Origin of the sequence: Vibrio sp. AH4, from assembly GCF_030710545.1 — a bacterium.
Classification (GTDB): Bacteria; Pseudomonadota; Gammaproteobacteria; order Enterobacterales; family Vibrionaceae; genus Vibrio; species Vibrio metoecus.
Map to the genome: position 1 here is coordinate 1,021,201 of NZ_JALAIV010000001.1, position 20,323 is coordinate 1,041,523.

General features: G+C 48.4%; 13 protein-coding genes and 5 tRNA genes. 13 read left to right on the forward strand and 5 right to left on the reverse strand.

Annotation, left to right across the window (positions count from 1 at the left end):
- Positions 1-2: 2 nt before the first annotated feature.
- Positions 3-1,109: an efflux RND transporter periplasmic adaptor subunit gene (locus MKA69_RS04860; protein WP_305847595.1), complete on the reverse strand. Its 1,107-nt coding sequence runs from the start codon at positions 1,107-1,109 to the stop codon at positions 3-5.
- A gap of 18 nt (positions 1,110-1,127) precedes the next feature.
- Positions 1,128-1,709, reverse strand: a complete 582-nt coding sequence (gene vexR, locus MKA69_RS04865; protein WP_001293200.1) for a TetR family transcriptional regulator VexR — start codon at positions 1,707-1,709, stop codon at positions 1,128-1,130.
- A gap of 160 nt (positions 1,710-1,869) precedes the next feature.
- On the opposite strand from vexR, the gene rep reads away from it, so the two are divergent.
- Complete coding sequence (rep, locus tag MKA69_RS04870) at positions 1,870-3,885, forward strand: DNA helicase Rep (protein WP_305847596.1); 2,016 nt, start codon at positions 1,870-1,872, stop codon at positions 3,883-3,885.
- 50 nt (positions 3,886-3,935) lie between these two features.
- On the opposite strand, the gene MKA69_RS04875 is transcribed toward rep, so the two are convergent.
- A complete protein-coding gene (locus tag MKA69_RS04875; RefSeq protein WP_000367642.1) occupies positions 3,936-4,343 on the reverse strand; it encodes a cytochrome c5 family protein in 408 nt (135 codons plus the stop codon).
- Positions 4,344-4,632: 289 nt separating this feature from the next.
- On the opposite strand from MKA69_RS04875, the gene MKA69_RS04880 reads away from it, so the two are divergent.
- The 10 genes from MKA69_RS04880 (at position 4,633) to MKA69_RS04925 (ending at position 12,583) form a co-directional block, all read left to right on the forward strand.
- Positions 4,633-4,709, forward strand: a tRNA-Arg gene (locus tag MKA69_RS04880).
- A gap of 35 nt (positions 4,710-4,744) precedes the next feature.
- A tRNA-His gene (locus MKA69_RS04885) sits at positions 4,745-4,820 on the forward strand.
- Between the two features lie 61 nt (positions 4,821-4,881).
- A tRNA-Pro gene (locus MKA69_RS04890) sits at positions 4,882-4,958 on the forward strand.
- Positions 4,959-5,029: 71 nt separating this feature from the next.
- Positions 5,030-5,105 (forward strand) — tRNA-His (locus MKA69_RS04895).
- A 62-nt stretch (positions 5,106-5,167) separates the two neighbouring features.
- Positions 5,168-5,244, forward strand: a tRNA-Pro gene (locus tag MKA69_RS04900).
- Positions 5,245-6,034: 790 nt separating this feature from the next.
- Complete coding sequence (locus tag MKA69_RS04905; protein WP_055044255.1) at positions 6,035-7,750, forward strand: ABC transporter ATP-binding protein; 1,716 nt, start codon at positions 6,035-6,037, stop codon at positions 7,748-7,750.
- 93 nt (positions 7,751-7,843) lie between these two features.
- Complete coding sequence (locus MKA69_RS04910; RefSeq protein WP_000855614.1) at positions 7,844-9,400, forward strand: ABC transporter substrate-binding protein; 1,557 nt, start codon at positions 7,844-7,846, stop codon at positions 9,398-9,400.
- A 157-nt stretch (positions 9,401-9,557) separates the two neighbouring features.
- A complete protein-coding gene (locus MKA69_RS04915) occupies positions 9,558-10,535 on the forward strand; it encodes an ABC transporter permease (protein WP_000490821.1) in 978 nt (325 codons plus the stop codon).
- A gap of 2 nt (positions 10,536-10,537) precedes the next feature.
- A complete protein-coding gene (locus tag MKA69_RS04920; RefSeq protein ID WP_001277189.1) occupies positions 10,538-11,476 on the forward strand; it encodes an ABC transporter permease in 939 nt (312 codons plus the stop codon).
- 174 nt (positions 11,477-11,650) lie between these two features.
- Positions 11,651-12,583 carry an SPOR domain-containing protein gene (locus MKA69_RS04925; RefSeq protein ID WP_305847597.1) on the forward strand — a complete coding sequence of 311 codons (933 nt, stop codon included), beginning with the start codon at positions 11,651-11,653 and terminating at the stop codon, positions 12,581-12,583.
- 94 nt (positions 12,584-12,677) lie between these two features.
- Here the strand turns inward: MKA69_RS04925 and gorA are convergent, their stop codons facing one another.
- Positions 12,678-14,033: a glutathione-disulfide reductase gene (gene gorA / locus MKA69_RS04930; RefSeq protein WP_095459290.1), complete on the reverse strand. Its 1,356-nt coding sequence runs from the start codon at positions 14,031-14,033 to the stop codon at positions 12,678-12,680.
- A gap of 105 nt (positions 14,034-14,138) precedes the next feature.
- Positions 14,139-14,978 carry a 23S rRNA (adenine(2030)-N(6))-methyltransferase RlmJ gene (locus MKA69_RS04935; RefSeq protein WP_113608671.1) on the reverse strand — a complete coding sequence of 280 codons (840 nt, stop codon included), beginning with the start codon at positions 14,976-14,978 and terminating at the stop codon, positions 14,139-14,141.
- Positions 14,979-15,257: 279 nt separating this feature from the next.
- On the opposite strand from MKA69_RS04935, the gene prlC reads away from it, so the two are divergent.
- Together prlC and uvrD are read left to right on the forward strand one after the other, a co-directional pair.
- Positions 15,258-17,300 carry an oligopeptidase A gene (prlC, locus tag MKA69_RS04940; protein WP_000070212.1) on the forward strand — a complete coding sequence of 681 codons (2,043 nt, stop codon included), beginning with the start codon at positions 15,258-15,260 and terminating at the stop codon, positions 17,298-17,300.
- A gap of 137 nt (positions 17,301-17,437) precedes the next feature.
- On the forward strand, positions 17,438-19,609 hold the full coding sequence (gene uvrD / locus MKA69_RS04945) for a DNA helicase II (RefSeq protein WP_002030505.1): 2,172 nt from the start codon (positions 17,438-17,440) through the stop codon (positions 19,607-19,609).
- Positions 19,610-20,323 lie beyond the last annotated feature (714 nt).

Here is a 20,323-nt window from a genome sequence, read left to right on the forward strand (position 1 = left end):
GCTTACAGCATTGGGGTTTCTGCTGGTGGTGTAGTTGCATCGCTTTCAACAATACGAACTTTAGCACCGTTACTTAGACGTACCTGACCCGTCGTAACAACGACATCGCCCGGTTTAACGCCTTCCAGAATGTGAGCAATTGATTCGGTTCGCTCACCCACTTTTACCACGTGTTGCTGTACGCGTTTCTCGCCGTTTTCTTCAGTCACGGTATAAACATTGTCACCGTAGAGCGTGTAGGTAATGGCGGTTTGTGGCAAGGTGACTTGGTTATCCAACTTCGGCAGAATAATGTTGGCACGCGCGAACATACCGCTACGCAGTTTGCCATCACTATTTGGAATATTCGCTTGTACTTGGATCAAGCCACTTTGTACGCTCACCGCAGGTTCAATGGCTGAAATCGAACCTTTAAATGACGTTTGTGGGTAAGAATCAACGAAAATGTCGACTTCTTGATTGAGCGAAATGCGCGAAATATCGGTTTGTGGCACCGTAAAACGTAGGCGCATGACACTGGTGTCTTCCAAGCGAACAATGTCCGTTCCTGGTTGTAGGTATTGGCCTAGGAACACATTACGAATACCGATCACGCCAGCGAATGGAGCTTTGATTTCACGACGAGCAATGCTGGCTTTTAAACCGTCAATTTCTGCGGCGAGAGAGTAGTAGTTCGCTTCAGCTTCATCATAAGATTCTTTCGAGATAGAGCCTTTTGCAAATAGACCTTTGTAGCGCTCATATTTTGCCTTTGCTGCCGGGAAGCGAGCTTCAGAACTTTTTAAACTGGCTTTTTCAACAGATGAATCGAGCAATACCAAAGGCTGCTCTTTGGATACTTGAGTGCCAGATTCAAATAGGATTTGGTCAATAACGCCTGACGCTTCGCTGGTCAAAGTCACACCTTGGTTCGGTTCAATAAAACCGATCGCTTCAATGACCGGAACCCAATCGACAGGATTCACTGTAGTTACCGTCACCGGAAACTCTGGTTCAGGACGATTTGCCAAGTACTCGGCAATTTTCTTTTGTTTGAAAAGATTGAAGCCTATCACACTGCCAAACAGCAGGATTGCGATAAGCAACATAAAAAATGTCCACTTTTTCATTCTGGTGCGAACTCCAAATTAGTGTTGAGTAATAGCATCCCAACTGGCTTGAATCATTGCATCGAGAGTTGAATCATCCAGTTGATAAAAACCTAAAGCGTATTTACGAGCAAGCATGACTGTAGTTTCAAAACTCAACGCAGAAAGAAGCTGGTTATCGAGAGGTTTGAAAAGTCCTTGTTGTTTTCCTTGGTCGAACAATAATTCGACTTTGGCAAACATTTTCTGCTCTAGTTCCCTTACGTTGCAACAAGTTGTTGTTGGTAAAGACTCATACTGCACTCGATTACTGATAATGTCACGACAAGAGCCAGCCAACGTCCAAATATTAAGCCACATAGTACGGAAACGTTCTTGCAAAGACATGTCATCTTTGAGATTGGCTTGTACTGCTTCAGCGATCCTTTGACTGACATGCAAACGCACTTCAACCAATAAATGATCTTTATCGCGGAAGTAACGATAAATCGTTCCCGTCGCCATATTCGCTGCTTTGGCCACCTTATGCATAGAAAGCCCATGAAAGCCCTGTTCTGCAATCAGTTTTTCTGCAGCGATTAAGATCTGGATCTGTTTATCGCAGAGCACCAATTCTGACATCACATTTCTCTGAAAATGAACGTTTGTTCATTATAGCGGCTAATCCCCCCTGTTTTGCAATACATCTGTGCAGTAAAATTTTGTAAAGAAAGTTTCTTTGTTGGTAATCCAAGACTAGCAGATTATTATTGGCGGCTAGATTGAGAGGATTGAGAGCACCATGAAGCTGAACCCAAGACAAGATGAAGCCGTCAAATACGTCTCTGGACCCTGTTTAGTATTGGCGGGAGCAGGCTCGGGTAAAACGCGTGTGATCACCAATAAAATTGCCTATTTGGTCCAACAATGTGGCTATAAAGCACGCAACATCGCTGCGGTGACTTTTACCAATAAAGCCGCACGTGAAATGAAAGAGCGAGTCGCGCAGAGCTTAGGTAAAGCCGAATCTCGTGGGCTAATGGTGTCCACTTTCCATACCCTCGGTTTGAATATTATTCGTCGAGAGTTCAAAGCACTTGGCCTTAAAGCAGGCTTCTCGTTGTTTGATGACCAAGACCAGTTGGCCTTATTGAAAGAACTGACCGAAAAACAGCTGGATGGTGATAAAGATTTACTGCGTTTGCTACTGAGCACCATTTCCAACTGGAAAAATGACATGCTGACCCCACCACAAGCCAAAGCCATGGCAAAAGGTGAGCAGCAACAACTGTTCGCTCACTGTTTTGAGCTTTACCAAAAACAGATGCAGTCCTACAACGCACTCGATTTCGATGATTTGATCTTGCTACCGGTCTTACTGTTACGCAGCAATGAAGAAGTTCGCCAGCGTTGGCAAAACCGAATTCGCTATCTGCTGGTGGATGAGTATCAAGATACCAACACCAGCCAGTATGAGCTGGTGAAACTTCTGGTCGGTGAGCGTGGCCGTTTGACGGTGGTAGGGGACGACGATCAATCCATCTACTCGTGGCGTGGTGCAAAGCCACAAAACTTAGTGCTACTGGGCGAAGACTTTCCGAGTTTAAAGCTGATTAAGTTGGAGCAAAACTACCGCTCTACAAGTCGTATCTTACGTGCTGCCAACATCTTGATAGCCAATAACCCCCACGTTTACCAAAAAGCGCTCTTTTCTGAGTTAGCGGAAGGGGAAAAGCTCAAAGTCATTCTCGCGAATAATGAAGATCATGAAGCAGAGCGAGTTACTGCCGAGATCATTGCGCATAAGTTTCTTAATCGAACCGAATATCGTGACTACGCCATTCTTTATCGCGGTAATCATCAATCCCGCCTGATTGAAAAGTCGCTGACTCAAAACCGTGTGCCGTACAAACTCTCTGGCGGTACCTCGTTTTTTGCCCGCGCGGAAATCAAAGACATCATGGCTTACTTGCGAGTGCTCGTTAACCCAGAGGATGACAACGCATTTCTGCGCATTGTGAATACGCCGAAGCGTGAAATCGGCCCAGCCACGCTCGAAAAGTTAGGCAGTTACGCCAACATGCGGGGCAAAAGCCTATTTGCCGCGAGTTTTGAGCTTGGCTTAGAGCAACATTTGGCGGGGCGAGGGCTAGATAACTTGCGTCGATTTACCGAGTGGTTGGTCGCGATCGCTGATAATGCCGAACGAGGCAATAGTGTAGAAGCTGTACGCGCATTAGTGCGTGATATTCGGTATGAAGATTGGTTATACGAGACATCGGCTAGCCCGAAAGCGGCTGAAATGCGTATGAAAAACGTCTCCGATCTCTATTCATGGATCGTGGCCGATTTAGAGGGAGATAACCCCGATCAAGAAGAGAAAACTCTGAAAGAAGTGGTACAGCGTTTAACTCTGCGCGACATGATGGAGCGTGGTGAAGAGAACGATGACAGTGATGCGGTACAACTGATGACACTGCACGCCTCAAAAGGCTTAGAGTTTCCGTATGTCTATCTGATCGGGGCAGAAGAGGGCATTTTGCCGCACCAAACCAGTATTGATGAAGAGAATGTAGAGGAAGAGCGCCGCTTAATGTATGTCGGCATTACTCGAGCGCAACGCGAGTTGACATTTATGGTGTGTAAAGAGCGTCGTCAATTTGGTGAGCTGCTTAAGCCTTCACAAAGCCGATTTTTGGATGAACTACCGCAAGATGACATTGAGTGGGAAATGAAGAAAAAGCCCGTCACACAAGAAGAGCGCATGGCCAAGGGACAAGCGCATATCGCTAACTTAAGAGCGATGTTTAAGAAGTAAAAACAAAAAAGGGCTTGTTACAACAAGCCCTTTTTATGATCGATACGCACTTATAGGCCAGCGGTCATATGCTCAATCGCCGCCACAATCTCATCCTCAGAACAATCCATACACGTGCCTTTTGGGGGCATGGCATTGAAGCCGTTTAGTGCATGATTTTTCAACACATCTTTACCTTGGGCGATACGTGGTCCCCATTCGGCCGCGTTACCAATTTTCGGCGCACCGCTCACCCCTGAGGCGTGACAAGCAATACAGAAAGTCCCATAAACTTGAGAGCCTTCACGTGGTCCGGTTGGTTCTGCTTTAACGGGCTCACTGCCAGCAAGATAGACATTACCCACGGGTTTGATGCGTTCGGCAATTGCATTTTTTTCGGCATCGGTAGTGGCAAACGCTGCTGTTGAAAATGTTAGAGCAGCGAACAGTACGCTTAAGAGTGATCGAGACATATCCATTAACTCACTTTACATTCCGAAGGTAAGTGCTGCTTACCTATTATTTTTAGAGTGTTTCAATTTAACAGACGGTAATTGCTGTTAAATCAATGTAAATTTTGGGTGATTATATCCTGAGAAGTTGTTGCAATAAACAACAAGTTGCGATCTTCCGGCGGTGAGTCACAACCTTTATAAGGGAATAGTAGCAAGCATCTGATGAAAAAGGCGCCAAACAGTAAAAAAAGTAAAAAAAACACTAGACGCCCTAATGTGATATACGTATTATTCCACTCCGCCGATAGGGCATGCGCCCGTAGCTCAGCTGGATAGAGCGTTGGCCTCCGGAGCCAAAGGTCGAAGGTTCAAATCCTTTCGGGCGCGCCATTTCGCCCGGGGAATATCGGTAAAGAATTTCAGTGGTGGCTATAGCTCAGTTGGTAGAGCCCCGGATTGTGATTCCGGTTGTCGTGGGTTCGAGTCCCATTAGCCACCCCATTTATTTAGGTGATAGTCAACTATCTCCTGTCTTAAGAAAGCTTCTTAAGCAAAACAAAGTCGGTGAATAGCGCAGTTTGGTAGCGCATCTGGTTTGGGACCAGAGGGTCGGGGGTTCGAATCCCTCTTCACCGACCACTTATTGAAAGACTAGGCGATTAGCGTGGTCTGAAATAACGGCAGACAAGCGGTTATTGCAAGCTTCAGTGGTGGCTATAGCTCAGTTGGTAGAGCCCCGGATTGTGATTCCGGTTGTCGTGGGTTCAAGTCCCATTAGCCACCCCATTTATTTAGGTGATAGTCAACTATCTCCTGTCTTAAGAAAGCTTCTTAAGCAAAACAAAAGTCGGTGAATAGCGCAGTTTGGTAGCGCATCTGGTTTGGGACCAGAGGGTCGGGGGTTCGAATCCCTCTTCACCGACCACTCTTTAAAGCCTCAGCATTTGCTGAGGCTTTTTGCATTTCTGCCTCTTTATTATTTCTCCCCTTTGTTCCCTCCTTCTCTGAAGTACAACGCTTATAACTCCAGTGGCCATTTTATATCTGCCATGAATAGTTTACTTTTTTTATCCATTTCTGTTTATGCATCCGGTGCGGATATTTGGTCTTATTTATCACTAATAAGTTGCGATCTTGCCGACAATTCATCGATAGAACTGGTTGATAGATTGGATTTTATCCTGCCTTTGGTCTAGTTCTGTATATGGTCTTGTGACGCTTTTATAGTTTTTACGTTGGTTTTTTGGGCTTTTATTTGGGCTTTATGACTAGATATTGGCTCTTTAATGAGATGTTTGATGGGTTTGACTTAATAGCCTAGTTCATGGTTGTTTGTTTTTTGTTAAATGCGCATTTTAAAGTGTGGGATAAATTATTCAGTGGTTATTTTATCTCCTGTTATGAATTGGATAATTAACAGCAACAAATACTAGGTGTATCGAGAGTTTTTCAATAAATTAAAAATGGTAAGACCAATAATATATGCGATTATTTTGCATATTCAGTGTTTTGTGGAAATTGTTTTTGCTTAAGGACGATTTTTTATCCTCTCTTTGTTGCTTTTGTGTGAAAGATTTGCCAAATTGAGAAGCTTATAAATTGTCAGAATATTGTTCTGATTTGAATGGATGCAAAATGTACATCAGTCTCGCCTTTTTTCGCTGATGTGCTTCAGACAGGGCAGAGTACTGCCTCAGCTGTAGAGGTCTGATGGAATGTCACTTTTAGAAGTCAAAAATCTTAGAATTGAATACCCCTCCCGTCACGGCGTGCACGCGGCGGTGAAATCACTCACTTTAGATATCCAACGCGGTGAAATTGTTGGTGTGGTGGGTGAATCGGGGGCTGGAAAATCCACCGTCGGCAACGCGGTTATCGATTTATTAAGCCCTCCCGGAACCATTGCTGGTGGCGAGGTCTATTTAAACGGTAAGAAAATATCGGGTCTTTCGCCGCAAGCGATGCGTGCAGTGCGTGGCAGTAAAATCGGTTTTATTTTCCAAGATCCGATGACATCACTGAACCCGTTGTTTACCGTTGAACATCAATTAACGGAAACGATTCATGCCAACATGCAGGTGAGTGCTCAGGAGGCGTATCAACGTGCTTTGTCACTCATGAAGCAAGTGGGCATTCCACAACCAGAAAACCGTCTTAAGCAATACCCTCACCAATTTTCAGGTGGTATGCGCCAACGTGTGGTGATTGCGATCGCGTTGGCCGGTGAGCCTGATTTGATCATTGCCGATGAACCCACCACGGCACTCGATGTGTCGATTCAAGACCAAATCTTGAGTCTGATCCGTGAGTTATGTAAGAAGAATAACGTCGGCTGTATGTTGGTCACTCACGATATGGGCGTGGTCTCTAACGTGACTGACCGTGTCGCGGTGATGTACCGCGGTGATTTGGTGGAGTTTGGACCAACGGCGAAAGTGCTAGGTACCCCCGAGCATTCTTATACCCGCAGCTTGATTTCGGCGGTTCCGCGATCAGATCGCAAACTCGACCGTTTCCCTTTGGTGAGTTATATCGAAGAAGCGAAAGAGCTCAAGCCGTTTGATGTTAAGAATCATTGGTTAGGGCAAAGCCAAGATCACCGTAAATACAGTGGTTCATTGCTGAAAGTAGAAAATGTGAATCTGCGCTTTGTGACCAAAGATTCCCTGTTTGAAAGCCGCCGTGAGTATGTACAAGCTTCGAATAACGTCAGCTTTGAAGTACACGAAGGGGAAACCTTTGGTTTGGTGGGCGAGTCTGGTTCAGGGAAATCGACCATTGCGCGCGTAATCGCTGGTTTGTATCAACCCAATGATGGTCGTGTGACTTTTGAAGGCATTGATTTAACCGCGCTGAAATCCGAACACGAGCGCCGCCCACTGCGTCGCCAAATGCAGATGGTATTCCAAAACCCGTATACCTCGATGAATCCACGGATGAAGATTTTCGACATCATCGCCGAGCCGATCCGCTTTCATAAACTGACTCGTAGCGAGAGTGAAACCCGACAAATTGTTAATGATCTGCTTGAGCACGTTGGTTTAGGCACGATGGCAGGGTTGAAATATCCTCATGAATTTTCAGGTGGCCAGCGTCAACGGATCTCGATTGCGCGCGCGCTCGCGACGCGTCCACGTCTGCTGATTTGTGATGAACCTACCTCGGCACTGGATGTGTCGGTGCAGGCGCAAATCCTGAATTTGCTCAAAGATCTGCAAGATGAGCTGAATTTAACCATGTTGTTTATCAGTCATGACTTACCGGTGATCCGCCAGATGTGTGATCGCGTCGGGGTCATGCAGATGGGGACACTGTTAGAAGTGGCTCCGACGGAGCAATTGTTTACGGATCCGCAGCACGAATACAGTAAGAAGTTGATTTCCTTAATGCCTGAGTTTACAGGCTTACGCGAAAGTACTACGGCAGCATAGCCGTTAACCATGGACCAACTGTTTGGTTGGCGATTGTCACAAAAGCAAATACAACAAACTAGGGATCTGGATTCCCGCATAAGGAGTTATGCAATGAAAACCATGAAAAACAAACTGGCGTTGGCTTTGATAGCGGCTGGCTTGAGTTTTGGTGCGATGGCCGCGGATATTACCGTGGCTTATGACGCTGACCCGGTCTCAATGGACCCACATGAGCAGCTGTCAGGTGGTACTCTGCAACTGTCGCACATGGTCTTTGATCCACTTATTCGCTTTACACAAAAAATGGAATTTGAACCTCGTCTGGCTGAATCTTGGCAGCGTGTGGATAACGAAACCATGCGTTTCACTTTGCGCAAAGGCGTGAAATTCCACTCAGGCAATGATTTCACCGCAGATGACGTCGTGTGGACGTTTAACCGTTTGAAAGAATCGGCTGATTTTAAAGGCATCTTTGAGCCATTGGTGTCACTGACCAAGGTGGATGATTACACGATTGAAATCAAAACCGCGGGCACCTATCCACTGATTGAAAACGTAGCAACCTACATTTTCCCGATGGACAGCAAATTCTACACCGGCACGACGGCTGACGGTAAAGATAAAGCGGAAATCGTTAAACACGGTAACTCTTACGCTTCGGAACACATTTCTGGCACTGGCCCATTCACCGTGACGGCACGTGAACAAGGCGTGAAGATGGAGTTCCAACGCAACCCGAACTATTGGGATAAAGCCTCAAAAGGTAATGTGGACAAGCTAACTCTGGCGGTCATCAAAGAAGATGCAACGCGTGTTGCGGCTCTGCTGTCTGGCGGTGTTGACATGATTGCACCAGTGGCTCCTAACGATTATCAACGTATTAAAGATGCGAAAGGCGTGGATCTATTCACTATGCCTGGCACGCGCGTTATCACCCTCCAAATGAACCAAAACAGCAACCCAGCGCTGAAAGATGTGCGTGTGCGTCAAGCCATCGTTTACGCGATTAACAACGAAGGGATTGTTGAAAAAGTCATGAAAGGTGCCGCCACAACGGCAGCGCAGCAAAGCCCAGTTGGCTATGCGGGTTACAACGAAAGCCTCAAGCCACGCTTTGATCTCAACAAAGCGAAACAGTTGATGAAAGAAGCAGGTTATGAAAAGGGCTTCACCCTCACCATGATCGCGCCAAACAACCGTTACGTGAACGATGAGAAGATTGCACAAGCCGCATCGGCAATGCTGTCAAAAATTGGTATTAAAGTTGACCTAAAAACCATGCCAAAAGCGCAATACTGGCCTGAGTTTGATAAGTGTGCGGCGGATATGCTGATGATTGGTTGGCACCCAGATACTGAGGATTCAGGGAACTTCACTGAGTTCCTGACCATGACTCGTGATGAGAAAACGGGTAAAGGTCAATACAACTGTGGTTACTACTCTAACGCAGAAGTGGATAAGTTAGTCCACCAATCGAACGAAGAGACCGATCTGGAAAAACGCAGTGTGATGCTGAAGAAAGTGGAAGAGATTCTGTATAACGAAGCGGCGTTTGTGCCTCTTCACTTCCAAGACCCATCTTGGGCTGCGAAAAGTACGCTAGATATCGCACCGATCATCAATGGTATGGACTTCCCATACTTTGGCGACTTGGTGGTGAAAGAGTAATTTTCTTTACGCTCAGCTCTGCGGGGGCTTGACCCCGCAGAGTGCGATCTCGGGTACTTTGTTTTCTTTCAGTCGGGCAAAGTACCCTTTTTAAGGCTGAAAGGTTTTGGCGCTTAACCGCGCACACAGATTCACATGGAAAGTTAAGGGGCAAGGAATGTTTTCGTTTCTGGTCAAGCGCCTGTATCAGGCACTGATAGTGATGTTTGTGATCAGTTTGGTAGCGTTTGCCATTCAGGACAACCTGGGTGATCCGCTGCGCGAGCTTGTTGGGCAGTCAGTTTCGGAAGCAGAGCGTCAGGCACTGCGTGACGAATTGGGCCTCAATGATCCCTTCATTGTTAAATACTCACGTTTTGTTACTGCGGCGGTGCAAGGAGATTTAGGCACATCCTATTTCTTTAAGCGTCCGGCGCTAGAAGTCATTTTTGATAAGTTGGTGGCGACACTCGAATTGGTGTTGGGCGCAACACTGATCATCATCGTTTTTTCGATCCCACTAGGGGTGTACTCTGCCATTCATCCCAAAAGCTTGTTTACCAAGATAGTGATGGCGGGTAGCAGCATCGGTATCTCGATTCCGGTATTTTTAACCGCGATCATGTTGATGTACGTATTTTCGATTGAGCTGGGTTGGTTGCCTTCCTATGGCCGTGGTGAAACGCTGAATTTACTGGGCTGGGAATCGGGCTTTTTCACGCTCGATGGTTTGCGCCATCTAGTGTTACCTTCCATCGCTTTAGCATCGATTATGCTGCCACTGTTCATCCGCCTTGTGCGTTCAGAAATGCTTGAAGTGTTGAGCTCGGAATACATCAAGTTTGCGCAAGCTAAGGGTTTACCGCTCAACAAAATCTATTACCAACACGCGTTGAAAAACACCATGCTGCCAGTATTAACGGTGGGTGGGGTGCAAATCGGTACTATGGTGGCGTACACCATTTTGACCGAAACTGTCTTCCAGTGGCCGGGTACGGGCTTCCTGTTTTTGGAGGCGATTAACCGAGTGGATACCCCGCTTATCACTGCGTATGTCATCTTCGTTGGATTGATTTTCGTGGTGACCAACACCATCGTTGACCTCTTGTATGGTCTGATTAACCCAACCGTCAACCTCACTGGCAAAGGAGCTTAACCATGAGTGCAGTATCTACCGCTCCTTCACGTTGGGAGCGCTTTAAGCAGTCGGATTTTCTGTATTATTTTCTACGCGACAAAGTGGCGATGAGCAGCTTTGCGGTGTTTTTGTTGTTTGTGATCATCGCGATCAGCTCACCGTGGATCGCCCCAACCAACCCGTATGATCTCTCTTCGATTGATATTATGGATGCGGAGCTTCCACCCTCATGGATGGAAGGAGGCAATGAACATTTTTGGTTAGGAACGGATGAACAAGGGCGCGACATTTTTTCGACCATTCTGTATGGTTCGCGCTTGTCGTTGACCATCGGCTTTTTGGCGGTGGGATTGCAGCTGATATTAGGGATAGTGATCGGTTTATCCGCTGGCTATTTCGGTGGTCGCATTGATAGCTTTTTAATGCGCTTTGCCGATATTCAGCTCTCATTCTCGACCATGATGGTGGCGATCATCGTCTCGGCAATTTTTAAAGCCAGTTTTGGTGGTGAATTTTTCAGCCAATACGCCGTGGTGATGTTGGTGGTAATTATCGGCGTGGCTGAATGGCCACAATACGCGCGTACCGTACGTGCTTCGGTATTGGCAGAAAAGAAAAAAGAGTATGTGGAAGCGGCACGCGTGATGGGCTTTAAAGCGCCGCGCATCATGTTCCGTCATATTCTGCCGAACTGTTTATCACCTATCCTCGTAATTTCAACGGTGCAGGTGGCAAACGCGATCATGTCAGAGGCGGCACTCTCTTTCCTTGGATTGGGTTTGCCGGTTGATCAGCCATCACTCGGCTCACTGATCAGCATCGGCTTTACTTATATTTTCTCGGGCGCTTGGTGGATCACCGCCTTTCCTGGCGCAGTGTTGGTATTGCTGGTGTTGGTGATTAACTTGCTCGGCGATTGGTTGCGTGATGTGTTCAACCCGAAAATTTACAAAGGCTAAGCGAATCTGATTGATTTGCTTCACAAACTGTCCATAAACTAAGAGCCGTATTTGAATGCGGCTCTTTTTTTGCATTTATTTTTGCTATACCGGATCCCAATAAGTGTTCGAGGCGAGATAACTTGCCTGATTCGAATTCTGATTTCAGTCACAGAGTATTAAGGAGATAAGCGGATGCCGAAATGGATTCTATGCTGCAACCTGAGTGCGGCTTTGCTGTTGCTCTCTCCGATCGCTTTAGCGGCGAACAGCGAGTATTTGTGTGATGCGCAACAAGCGGCGGTGAATCAATTGCCGGTGCTCGATGCAACTTGCCCAATTGGTGATGGCCTATGGGGAAAAAAGCCTAAGCGCGGCGATTCTCTGTTCTGGATCCAGTGTGGCATGTTAAGCAAGCCAATGCCGCTTGCAACGGTGAAATCCATCTATGAGCATATTTCCACGGATATTTGGGTCAAACCTGAACCCAAAGGCGCGCGCTGTTTGATTGGCCCCTACACGGATTTTGAACTGGCGAATAAAGAGTTAAAAAAAGTCAAAAAACTGGCGACCTTTGAGCAAGCCTTTATCCGCCAAGTAGTGAAAACCTCGGCACAACAACCGGTGATGAAAGCGAAACCCGCTGCTGCTGCCTCTACCACAACGGTGGTGGCTTCTGAAGCTGCGATGAAAAAACCAGTGAGTACCCCGAAAGTAGAGCCAAAACCAGAGCCTATTGCCACAGCGACTAAACCTGTAGCAAAACTCAACAGTACACCTAAGCCCTCGGGAAATAATAGTTTTATGTTGCGCCAACAAGTGAAAGTAGGTAGCCAAACCTTTGCTGTGCCGTACAGCGACAACCCGAAAGTGCAGTTTTACATGGAGCATGATCAGGCGTGGAATCGCCTCGACTATGATGCCGCGCAGATTGTATGTAGAGATCTGGGGATGCGTCTCGCTACTGAACAAGAGTGGTCAGCGTTATTAAAATCGAAACAGATGCAGCAACATCAGTGGCCAGTACAGTTACCGTATTGGGGAGAAGGGCGCAAAGGGATGTTCACCACCGGAAAAATCAATGTGTTAAAAGGCTCATCACTGCTCAATGTGGTGTGTGTGAAGTAAAGCTTTTCGGCATGATTCTCTAAAAAAGAAAAATCGATAAAAAGAAAGCGGCGATGGCCGCTTTCTTTTTGAGCAGAACGGAATCTCGATGCCGCTACCGCATCGTGACGAACTCTTCCGAGCCCGTAGGGTGAATTGCGACCACAGAATCGAAATCGGCTTTGGTTGCGCCCATTTTCATCGCGACACCAAAACCTTGGATCATTTCATCAACCGCAAAACCGATGCCGTGTAGGCCAACCACGGTCTCTTCTGGGCCAGCGCACACCAGCTTCATTTTGCATGGCTGACGGTGAGAAGTGACGGCGGTGTACATAGCGGTGAAGCTGGATTTGTACACTTTCACATTCTCTGCGCCGTATTGCGCAATCGCTTGTGGCTCAGTAAGACCAATGGTGCCGATCGGTGGGTGGCTAAACACCACGGTTGGCACTAACTGGTAATCCATCTTGGCGTTCAGTTTGTTGTTAAACAGGCGCTCAGAGAGTTGGCGACCTGCTTTTACGGCCACCGGAGTCAGCTCAATGCCACCTTCCATGATGTCACCAACACAGTAAATGCCTGCAACGTTAGTGTTTTGGAACTCATCGACCTTGATGTAGCCTTGCTCATTGGTTGCAACACCCGTTGCCGCCAGGTTGATGGCATCGGTGGCAGGGTGGCGGCCGATCGCCCAAATCAGGGTATCCACGTTGTACGTCTGACCATTTTCCAGATGAAGCGTCAGGCTACCATCGGCTTCTTTCACCACTTGTTTTGGCACGCTATGGGTGTGCAGTTGTGGTCCTTCCGTATTCATCACTTCCACTAAGGTTTCGATGATCATGGGGTCGAAGCTACGCAGTGGAGACTCTTTGCGGCAGAACAGATGAGTTTCTGTACCTAGCGCATTCAGTACGCCCGCGATTTCTACTGCGATGTAACCAGCACCGATCACCGCAACGCGTTTTGGCTGCTCGCTCAGCTCAAAAAAGCCGTTCGAGTCGATGCCGTATTCTGCGCCTGGAATATTTGGAATGCTTGGGCGGCCACCTACGGCAATCAGAATGTGGTCAGCGGTGTACAGTTCGCCGTTCACTTCAACGGTTTTCGCATCGACAAACTTAGCGAAGCCCTTAATAACGTGAACTTTATTGTTGCCCAGTACCCGATCGTAAGATTGATGGATGCGGCCAATGTAGGCTTGGCGGCTTTCAATCAGTTTTGCCCAGTTGAAGTTCTTCACATCGACATCAAAGCCGTAATCTTCTGCATAAAGGTGCATCGCTTCTGCGATTTGCGCGCCGTGCCACATCACCTTTTTCGGTACGCAGCCAACGTTGACACAAGTGCCGCCGAGATCTTTGGCTTCGATGAGAGCCACTTTCGCGCCATACATCGCCGCGCGGTTGGCTGAAGCGATACCGCCGCTGCCGCCACCAATACACAGGTAGTCAAAATGTGTTGCCATTACTTTCTCCAATTATGTCTGGCGAAGATGTTCTTCGCTCTTTTCTTGTATTCCTTATATCAGGGCGAGGGCGTCACAATCCACCCGCCTTGATGAAAAATCTGATTATTCAGGCACAACCCATTCAACTTTGTAATGTCCCGTCGCAGGGGCAATCGCCTGTTTGAGGAAAGGCAGAATGGTCTGCATCTGGCTTTCCAGCGTCCATGGCGGGTTGACTACAATCATGCCGGAAGCGGTCATGCCGCGTTCGTTTGTATCAGGAGAGACGCCCAACTCAATTTGTAAGATTTTGCGAATGCCTAAACCTTGCAAGCCCTCTACCATGTCATCGATATCGCAGCGATTGACCACCGGATACCAAATCGCATAAATACCTGTTGCCCAGCGTTTGTAGCTCTGAGCGATCGCTTGCACCACGTCGCGATACTCTTTGGCGAGCTCGTAAGGCGGGTCAATCAGCACTAAACCGCGGCGTTCTTGCGGCGGCAAACTGGCTTTCAGGCGCGCGAAGCCATCTTCTTTATAAATAGAGACTTGGCGATCGCGGTGAAACTCTTGTTCCAACAATGGGTAATCGCTTGGATGCAGCTCAGTCAGTACCATGCGATCCTGCTCACGCAGATGGGCGCGGGCGACTCGAGGTGAACCCGGGTAGTAACGCAGCGTTTCCCCTTGATTGAGCTGGCGAATCGCATCCAGATAGCTATCGAGCTCCGCCGGAATGTTGTCTTGTTGCCAAACGCGGGCAATGCCTTGTTTGTATTCTCCGGTTTTTTCTGACCATTCATGGGTTAAATCGTAACGACCCACACCAGAGTGAGTATCATGGTAGACAAAAGGTTTCTCTTTTTGTTGCAGAGAATTGAGGATCAGGCTCTGTACGATGTGCTTGAGCACATCCGCATGATTGCCTGCGTGGAAACTGTGTCGGTAACTTAACAAAATAGACTCTCAAACCCGCTTGAGGGGCGCTGTACTGACCGCTGATTGACTTGCGTCCAGTAATAGAAACAAAAATATTGGCTCGATTATATACCGATTTTACGTGCAGCGCGCAGCGTAACGGCGTGGTTTTTTAGGGGATTTAAGGCGCGAGTGAGTCGTATTTTGCAACGCTTTTCCTTGGGGCAGCTATTGAAAAATCGTTCTGCTACCTATATTTACTTATACAACTCACAGGTCAAAATTCGGCCTGTCTCTATGCTGAAAAGGAATCTTTTTATGTCAAACCCACTTCTTACCTTTACGGATCTGCCGCCGTTTTCTGCGATTAAACCGGAGCACGTAAAGCCAGCGGTTGAGCAGGCGATAGCGGATTGTCGCCACACCATAGATAAGGTTTTAGCCGAAAATCCACAACCGAGCTGGGAAAGTGTGATAGCGCCGATTGAAGAGGTCGATGATCGCTTAAGTCGTATCTGGTCACCGGTCAGCCATATGAATTCGGTGGTGAACAGTGATGAGCTGCGTGAAGCCTACGAAAGCTGCTTACCGCTGTTGTCCGAGTACAGCACTTGGGTTGGCCAGCATAAAGGGCTGTTTGAAGCCTACAAAACCATTAAAGAGAGCGCGGAGTTTGCCAAGCTCGATCGCGCGCAGCAAAAAACCATCAGCGACAGTCTGCGTGATTTTGAATTGTCAGGCATCGGCTTGCCACTGCAAGAGCAAAAGCGCTATGGCGAAATCAGTAAGCGTATGTCTGAGCTGGGCTCTAAGTTCTCCAATAACGTGCTGGATGCCACCATGGGTTGGACCAAGCAGATCACCGATGTAAACCTGCTCGCGGGCATGCCGGAATCGGCACTGGCGGCGGCACAAGCAGCAGCCGAAGCCAAAGGTTTAGAGGGGTATCTGCTGACCTTGGATATTCCGTCTTATCTACCAGTGATGACTTACTGTGATAACCAAGCACTGCGCAAAGAAGTGTATGAAGCGTATGTCACGCGCGCTTCGGATCGCGGCCCGAATGCGGGTAAATGGGATAACAGCGAAATCATTGCTGAGCAGCTCAAACTGCGCCATGAGATCGCGCGTATGCTCGGCTTTAGCACTTACAGCGAAAAATCGCTGGCGACCAAAATGGCGCAAACCACTGACCAAGTGCTTGGTTTCTTAAATGATCTCGCCAACAAAGCCAAACCACAAGGTGAGCGTGAAGTGGAAGAGCTGCGCCAATTTGCCGAAAGTGAGTTTGGCGTTAAGCAGCTTGAGCTGTGGGATATTGCTTACTACAGCGAAAAGCAAAAGCAGCATCTGTTTGAAATCTCTGATGAAGAGCTGCGCCCTTACTTCCCAGAACAAAAAGTGGTGAATGGCCTGTTTGAAGTGCTGAGCCGATTGTTTGGCATGCAAGTCAAAGAGCGCCAAGGGGTAGATGTATGGCACGAATCGGTGCGCTTTTTTGATATTTTTGATGCGCAAGGAACGCTGCGTGGCAGTTTCTATCTCGACCTGTATGCGCGTGAACACAAACGCGGTGGCGCGTGGATGGATGAGTGTCGTGTACGTCGCACTACCGACAGTGGCGCACTGCAAACACCGGTGGCTTACCTGACGTGTAACTTCAACCGCCCAGTTGGCGATAAGCCTGCGCTGTTTACCCACGACGAAGTGACCACCCTGTTCCACGAATTTGGTCACGGCATTCACCATATGCTGACGCAAGTGGAAGTGGGCGCGGTATCCGGCATTAATGGTGTGCCTTGGGATGCAGTCGAGCTGCCAAGCCAATTCTTGGAGAACTGGTGCTGGCAAGAAGAGGCGCTGGCGTTCATTTCTGGTCATTACCAAACCGGTGAGCCACTGCCGAAAGCCATGCTCGATAAAATGTTGGCGGCGAAAAACTTCCAATCGGCGATGTTTATTCTGCGCCAGTTGGAGTTTGGATTGTTCGACTTCACGCTGCACACCACTTACGACCCAGAAGTGGGGCCAAAAGTGCTGGAAACCTTGGCGGAAGTGAAAAAGAAAGTGGCGGTGCTGCCGGGCTTGGAGTGGAACCGCTTCTCGCACAGCTTTAGCCATATCTTTGCGGGTGGCTACAGCGCCGGTTACTACAGCTACTTGTGGGCAGAGGTGCTTTCGGCGGATGCGTTCTCACGCTTTGAAGAAGAAGGCATTTTCAACCGTGAGACTGGCCAAAGCTTCCTCAACAACATCCTTGAGATGGGTGGCAGCGAAGAGCCGATGGAGCTGTTTAAGCGCTTCCGTGGCCGCGAACCACAAATTGATGCTTTGTTGCGTCATGCCGGAATCGCCGCGTAATCGATAGTACTTTCAGCCCACCTCGTGTGGGCTGAAATTTTTCCGGCCACCGCTACGCCCATTCAAGACGTTTGGGTATCTGCGACACTTGGGGTTATAATCGCCGCCATTATGTATAAATAACCAGTGGCGAAGTCATGATCGATCCCTCTCTATTGCTCGACGGTCTCAACGATAAACAACGCGAAGCGGTGGCAGCGCCACTGGAAAACTTACTGATTTTGGCCGGTGCAGGCAGTGGTAAAACCCGCGTACTGGTGCACCGGATTGCGTGGCTGATGTCGGTGGAAGAAGCCTCACCGTTTTCGGTGATGGCGGTGACCTTTACCAACAAAGCCGCAGCCGAAATGCGCGGCCGAATTGAAGAGCTGATGCATGGCACCGCCTCTGGCATGTGGTGTGGGACTTTCCACGGTATTTGCCATCGCATTCTGCGCGCCCATTATCTCGACGCTAAGCTGCTGGAAGATTTTCAGATCATCGACAGTGACGATCAGCAGCGTCTGCTCAAACGCCTCATCAAAGCGCACAATCTGGATGATAAACAGTGGCCGGCGCGCCAAGTCGCGTGGTGGATCAACAATCAAAAAGATGAAGGGTTGCGCCCGGCGCACATCAACGCCTTTGATCCGGTTACTCAAACTTATCTCAAGCTGTACACCGCTTACCAAGAAGCGTGCGATCGCGCGGGCTTGGTCGATTTCGCCGAAATTCTGCTGCGCACCCTAGAGCTCCTGCGTGGTAATCAGCACATCCGTGAGCATTATCAGGCGCGCTTTAAGCACATTTTGGTCGACGAATTCCAAGACACCAACGCGATTCAGTACGCGTGGCTACGCATGATGGCGGGTGCGCAGTCGAACGTAATGATCGTGGGTGATGATGACCAATCGATATACGGCTGGCGTGGCGCGCGAGTGGAAAACATCGAAAAATTTACCCGCGAATTTCCGAGCGTGAATACCATTCGACTGGAGCAAAACTACCGCTCCACCAAAACCATTTTGGAAGCCTCAAACACACTGATCGCCAATAACAGCGAGCGGATGGGCAAGCAGTTGTGGACCGAAGGTTTGGTTGGCGAACCCATTTCGGTGTATTCGGCGTATAACGAGCTCGATGAAGCGCGCTTTGTGGTCAGCAAAATCAAAGGCTGGCAGGAGCAAGGCGGCACGCTCACTGATTGTGCGATCTTGTATCGTAACAACGCCCAGTCGCGGGTATTGGAAGAGGCATTATTGCAGGCGAGCTTGGCCTATCGAATTTATGGCGGGATGCGCTTTTTCGAACGCCAAGAGATCAAAGATGCGCTGAGTTATCTGCGTTTGATTAATAACCGTAATGACGACACCGCATTTGAGCGAGTGATTAATACGCCGCCGCGCGGTTTGGGTGATAAAACCCTAGAGACCATTCGTTTTGCCGCGCGCGATCGTGGCTGCACCTTGTGGGATGCCAGTGTCGGTCTGCTCAATGACCAAGTGCTCACTGGGCGTGCTGCGAGCGCGCTGAGCCGCTTTGTTGAACTGATCAACGCCTTGGAAGAGGAAGGCATCGACATGCCGCTGCATGTGCTCACGGACCACGCGGTAAAAACCTCTGGTCTGCTGGAGATGTATCAGCAAGAAAAAGGCGAAAAATCCAAAGCGCGGATTGAAAACTTGGAAGAGCTGGTGACGGCGACGCGCCAGTTTGAAAAGCCAGAAGAAGCGCAAGAGATGACCATGCTGACCGCATTTTTGACCCATGCGGCACTGGAAGCCGGTGAAGGTCAAGCCGATGAGCATGATGATGCGGTACAACTGATGACCTTGCACAGTGCCAAAGGATTAGAGTTTCCGCTGGTGTTTATGGTCGGTGTGGAAGAGGGCATGTTCCCGAGCCAAATGTCTGCCGAAGAGGCGGGGCGTCTCGAAGAGGAGCGTCGCCTGTGTTACGTCGGTATGACCCGTGCGATGCAAAAGCTCTACATCACCTACGCGGAAATGCGCCGCTTGTACGGGCAAGATAAGTATCACAAACCCTCACGCTTTATTCGTGAACTGCCAGAAGGCTGTTTGGATGAAGTACGCATGAAGGCGCAAGTCAGCCGCCCAACTAGCACAGGACGCTTTAGCCAAACCGTAGTAAAAGAAAGCTTTAACGAAACCGGTTTTAATTTGGGCTCACGAGTCCGTCACCCGAAATTTGGTGAAGGCACCATCATTAACTTTGAAGGCAGTGGCCCGCAAAGCCGAGTGCAAGTGGCGTTTAATGGCGAAGGCATTAAGTGGTTAGTGACGGCTTACGCGAGATTAGAGAAGGTGTAGATAGAATAGGGCGGCGACGTAGCTCCCCCCTTTTAGGGGGAGGTCGGGAAGAAATTGCCAAATTGCCCCTAGATACAAAGTAACGATTAACGTTTCTGTTGAGGAGTTAAGTGGTGATGGCTTTTCGGGAGAAAAAAGAAAACCCCGGGGGCAAGCCCACCGGGGTTAGAGTCTTACTCGCAGCATTCCAGCTACTAAAAGGTGCTCCCTGCATCTAATCCTTGATAGTACGCTGCAATCCGTCAGCTCAATCCTTGCATCGCCATCCTAGCGGTGTCCTGTGTCTTCCATTACAACTCACAATCCTAGCGAGTTCACATCACTTGTTCCCTGAGCGGTGTCCCTGCCATCATCCTGATGTTCAGTCCTTGCCTCGTCCAGAGGTGTCCATTTCCCATCCTTGTCGTTACCATCCTAGCAACGATTGCGTCCGTTCAATGTCCAATTACGCTTTCCTTGCCGAGCATTCATCCTGAATGTCCGACTCTTCTTCCTGAAGATCACCAATCCTTGGTGCTTTCCTGTTCCGTGTCAGTATCCTTCCGACGAGATTCATCTTACTGAGCTGAGCTTTCTGAACAAGCAAAGCGAAGCGATTTCTTGATGTTCGAAATAATGAAATTTTGAACATTTTATTTAAAAACAATTGCTTATGTTGTTTTTGTCAGTGTTTTTTATCGCAGAAAGCGAATTTGTCCTACCGCTTTGTAAGAG

Bases quoted from the DNA above. Each gene is read 5' to 3' on its own strand.
- MKA69_RS04860 (WP_305847595.1), bottom strand. From the start codon at position 1,109: ATGAAAAAGTGGACATTTTTTATGTTGCTTATCGCAATCCTGCTGTTT.
- vexR (WP_001293200.1), bottom strand. From the start codon at position 1,709: ATGTCAGAATTGGTGCTCTGCGATAAACAGATCCAGATCTTAATCGCT.
- rep (WP_305847596.1), top strand. From the start codon at position 1,870: ATGAAGCTGAACCCAAGACAAGATGAAGCCGTCAAATACGTCTCTGGA.
- MKA69_RS04875 (WP_000367642.1), bottom strand. From the start codon at position 4,343: ATGGATATGTCTCGATCACTCTTAAGCGTACTGTTCGCTGCTCTAACA.
- MKA69_RS04905 (WP_055044255.1), top strand. From the start codon at position 6,035: ATGTCACTTTTAGAAGTCAAAAATCTTAGAATTGAATACCCCTCCCGT.
- MKA69_RS04910 (WP_000855614.1), top strand. From the start codon at position 7,844: ATGAAAACCATGAAAAACAAACTGGCGTTGGCTTTGATAGCGGCTGGC.
- MKA69_RS04915 (WP_000490821.1), top strand. From the start codon at position 9,558: ATGTTTTCGTTTCTGGTCAAGCGCCTGTATCAGGCACTGATAGTGATG.
- MKA69_RS04920 (WP_001277189.1), top strand. From the start codon at position 10,538: ATGAGTGCAGTATCTACCGCTCCTTCACGTTGGGAGCGCTTTAAGCAG.
- MKA69_RS04925 (WP_305847597.1), top strand. From the start codon at position 11,651: ATGCCGAAATGGATTCTATGCTGCAACCTGAGTGCGGCTTTGCTGTTG.
- gorA (WP_095459290.1), bottom strand. From the start codon at position 14,033: ATGGCAACACATTTTGACTACCTGTGTATTGGTGGCGGCAGCGGCGGT.
- prlC (WP_000070212.1), top strand. From the start codon at position 15,258: ATGTCAAACCCACTTCTTACCTTTACGGATCTGCCGCCGTTTTCTGCG.
- uvrD (WP_002030505.1), top strand. From the start codon at position 17,438: ATGATCGATCCCTCTCTATTGCTCGACGGTCTCAACGATAAACAACGC.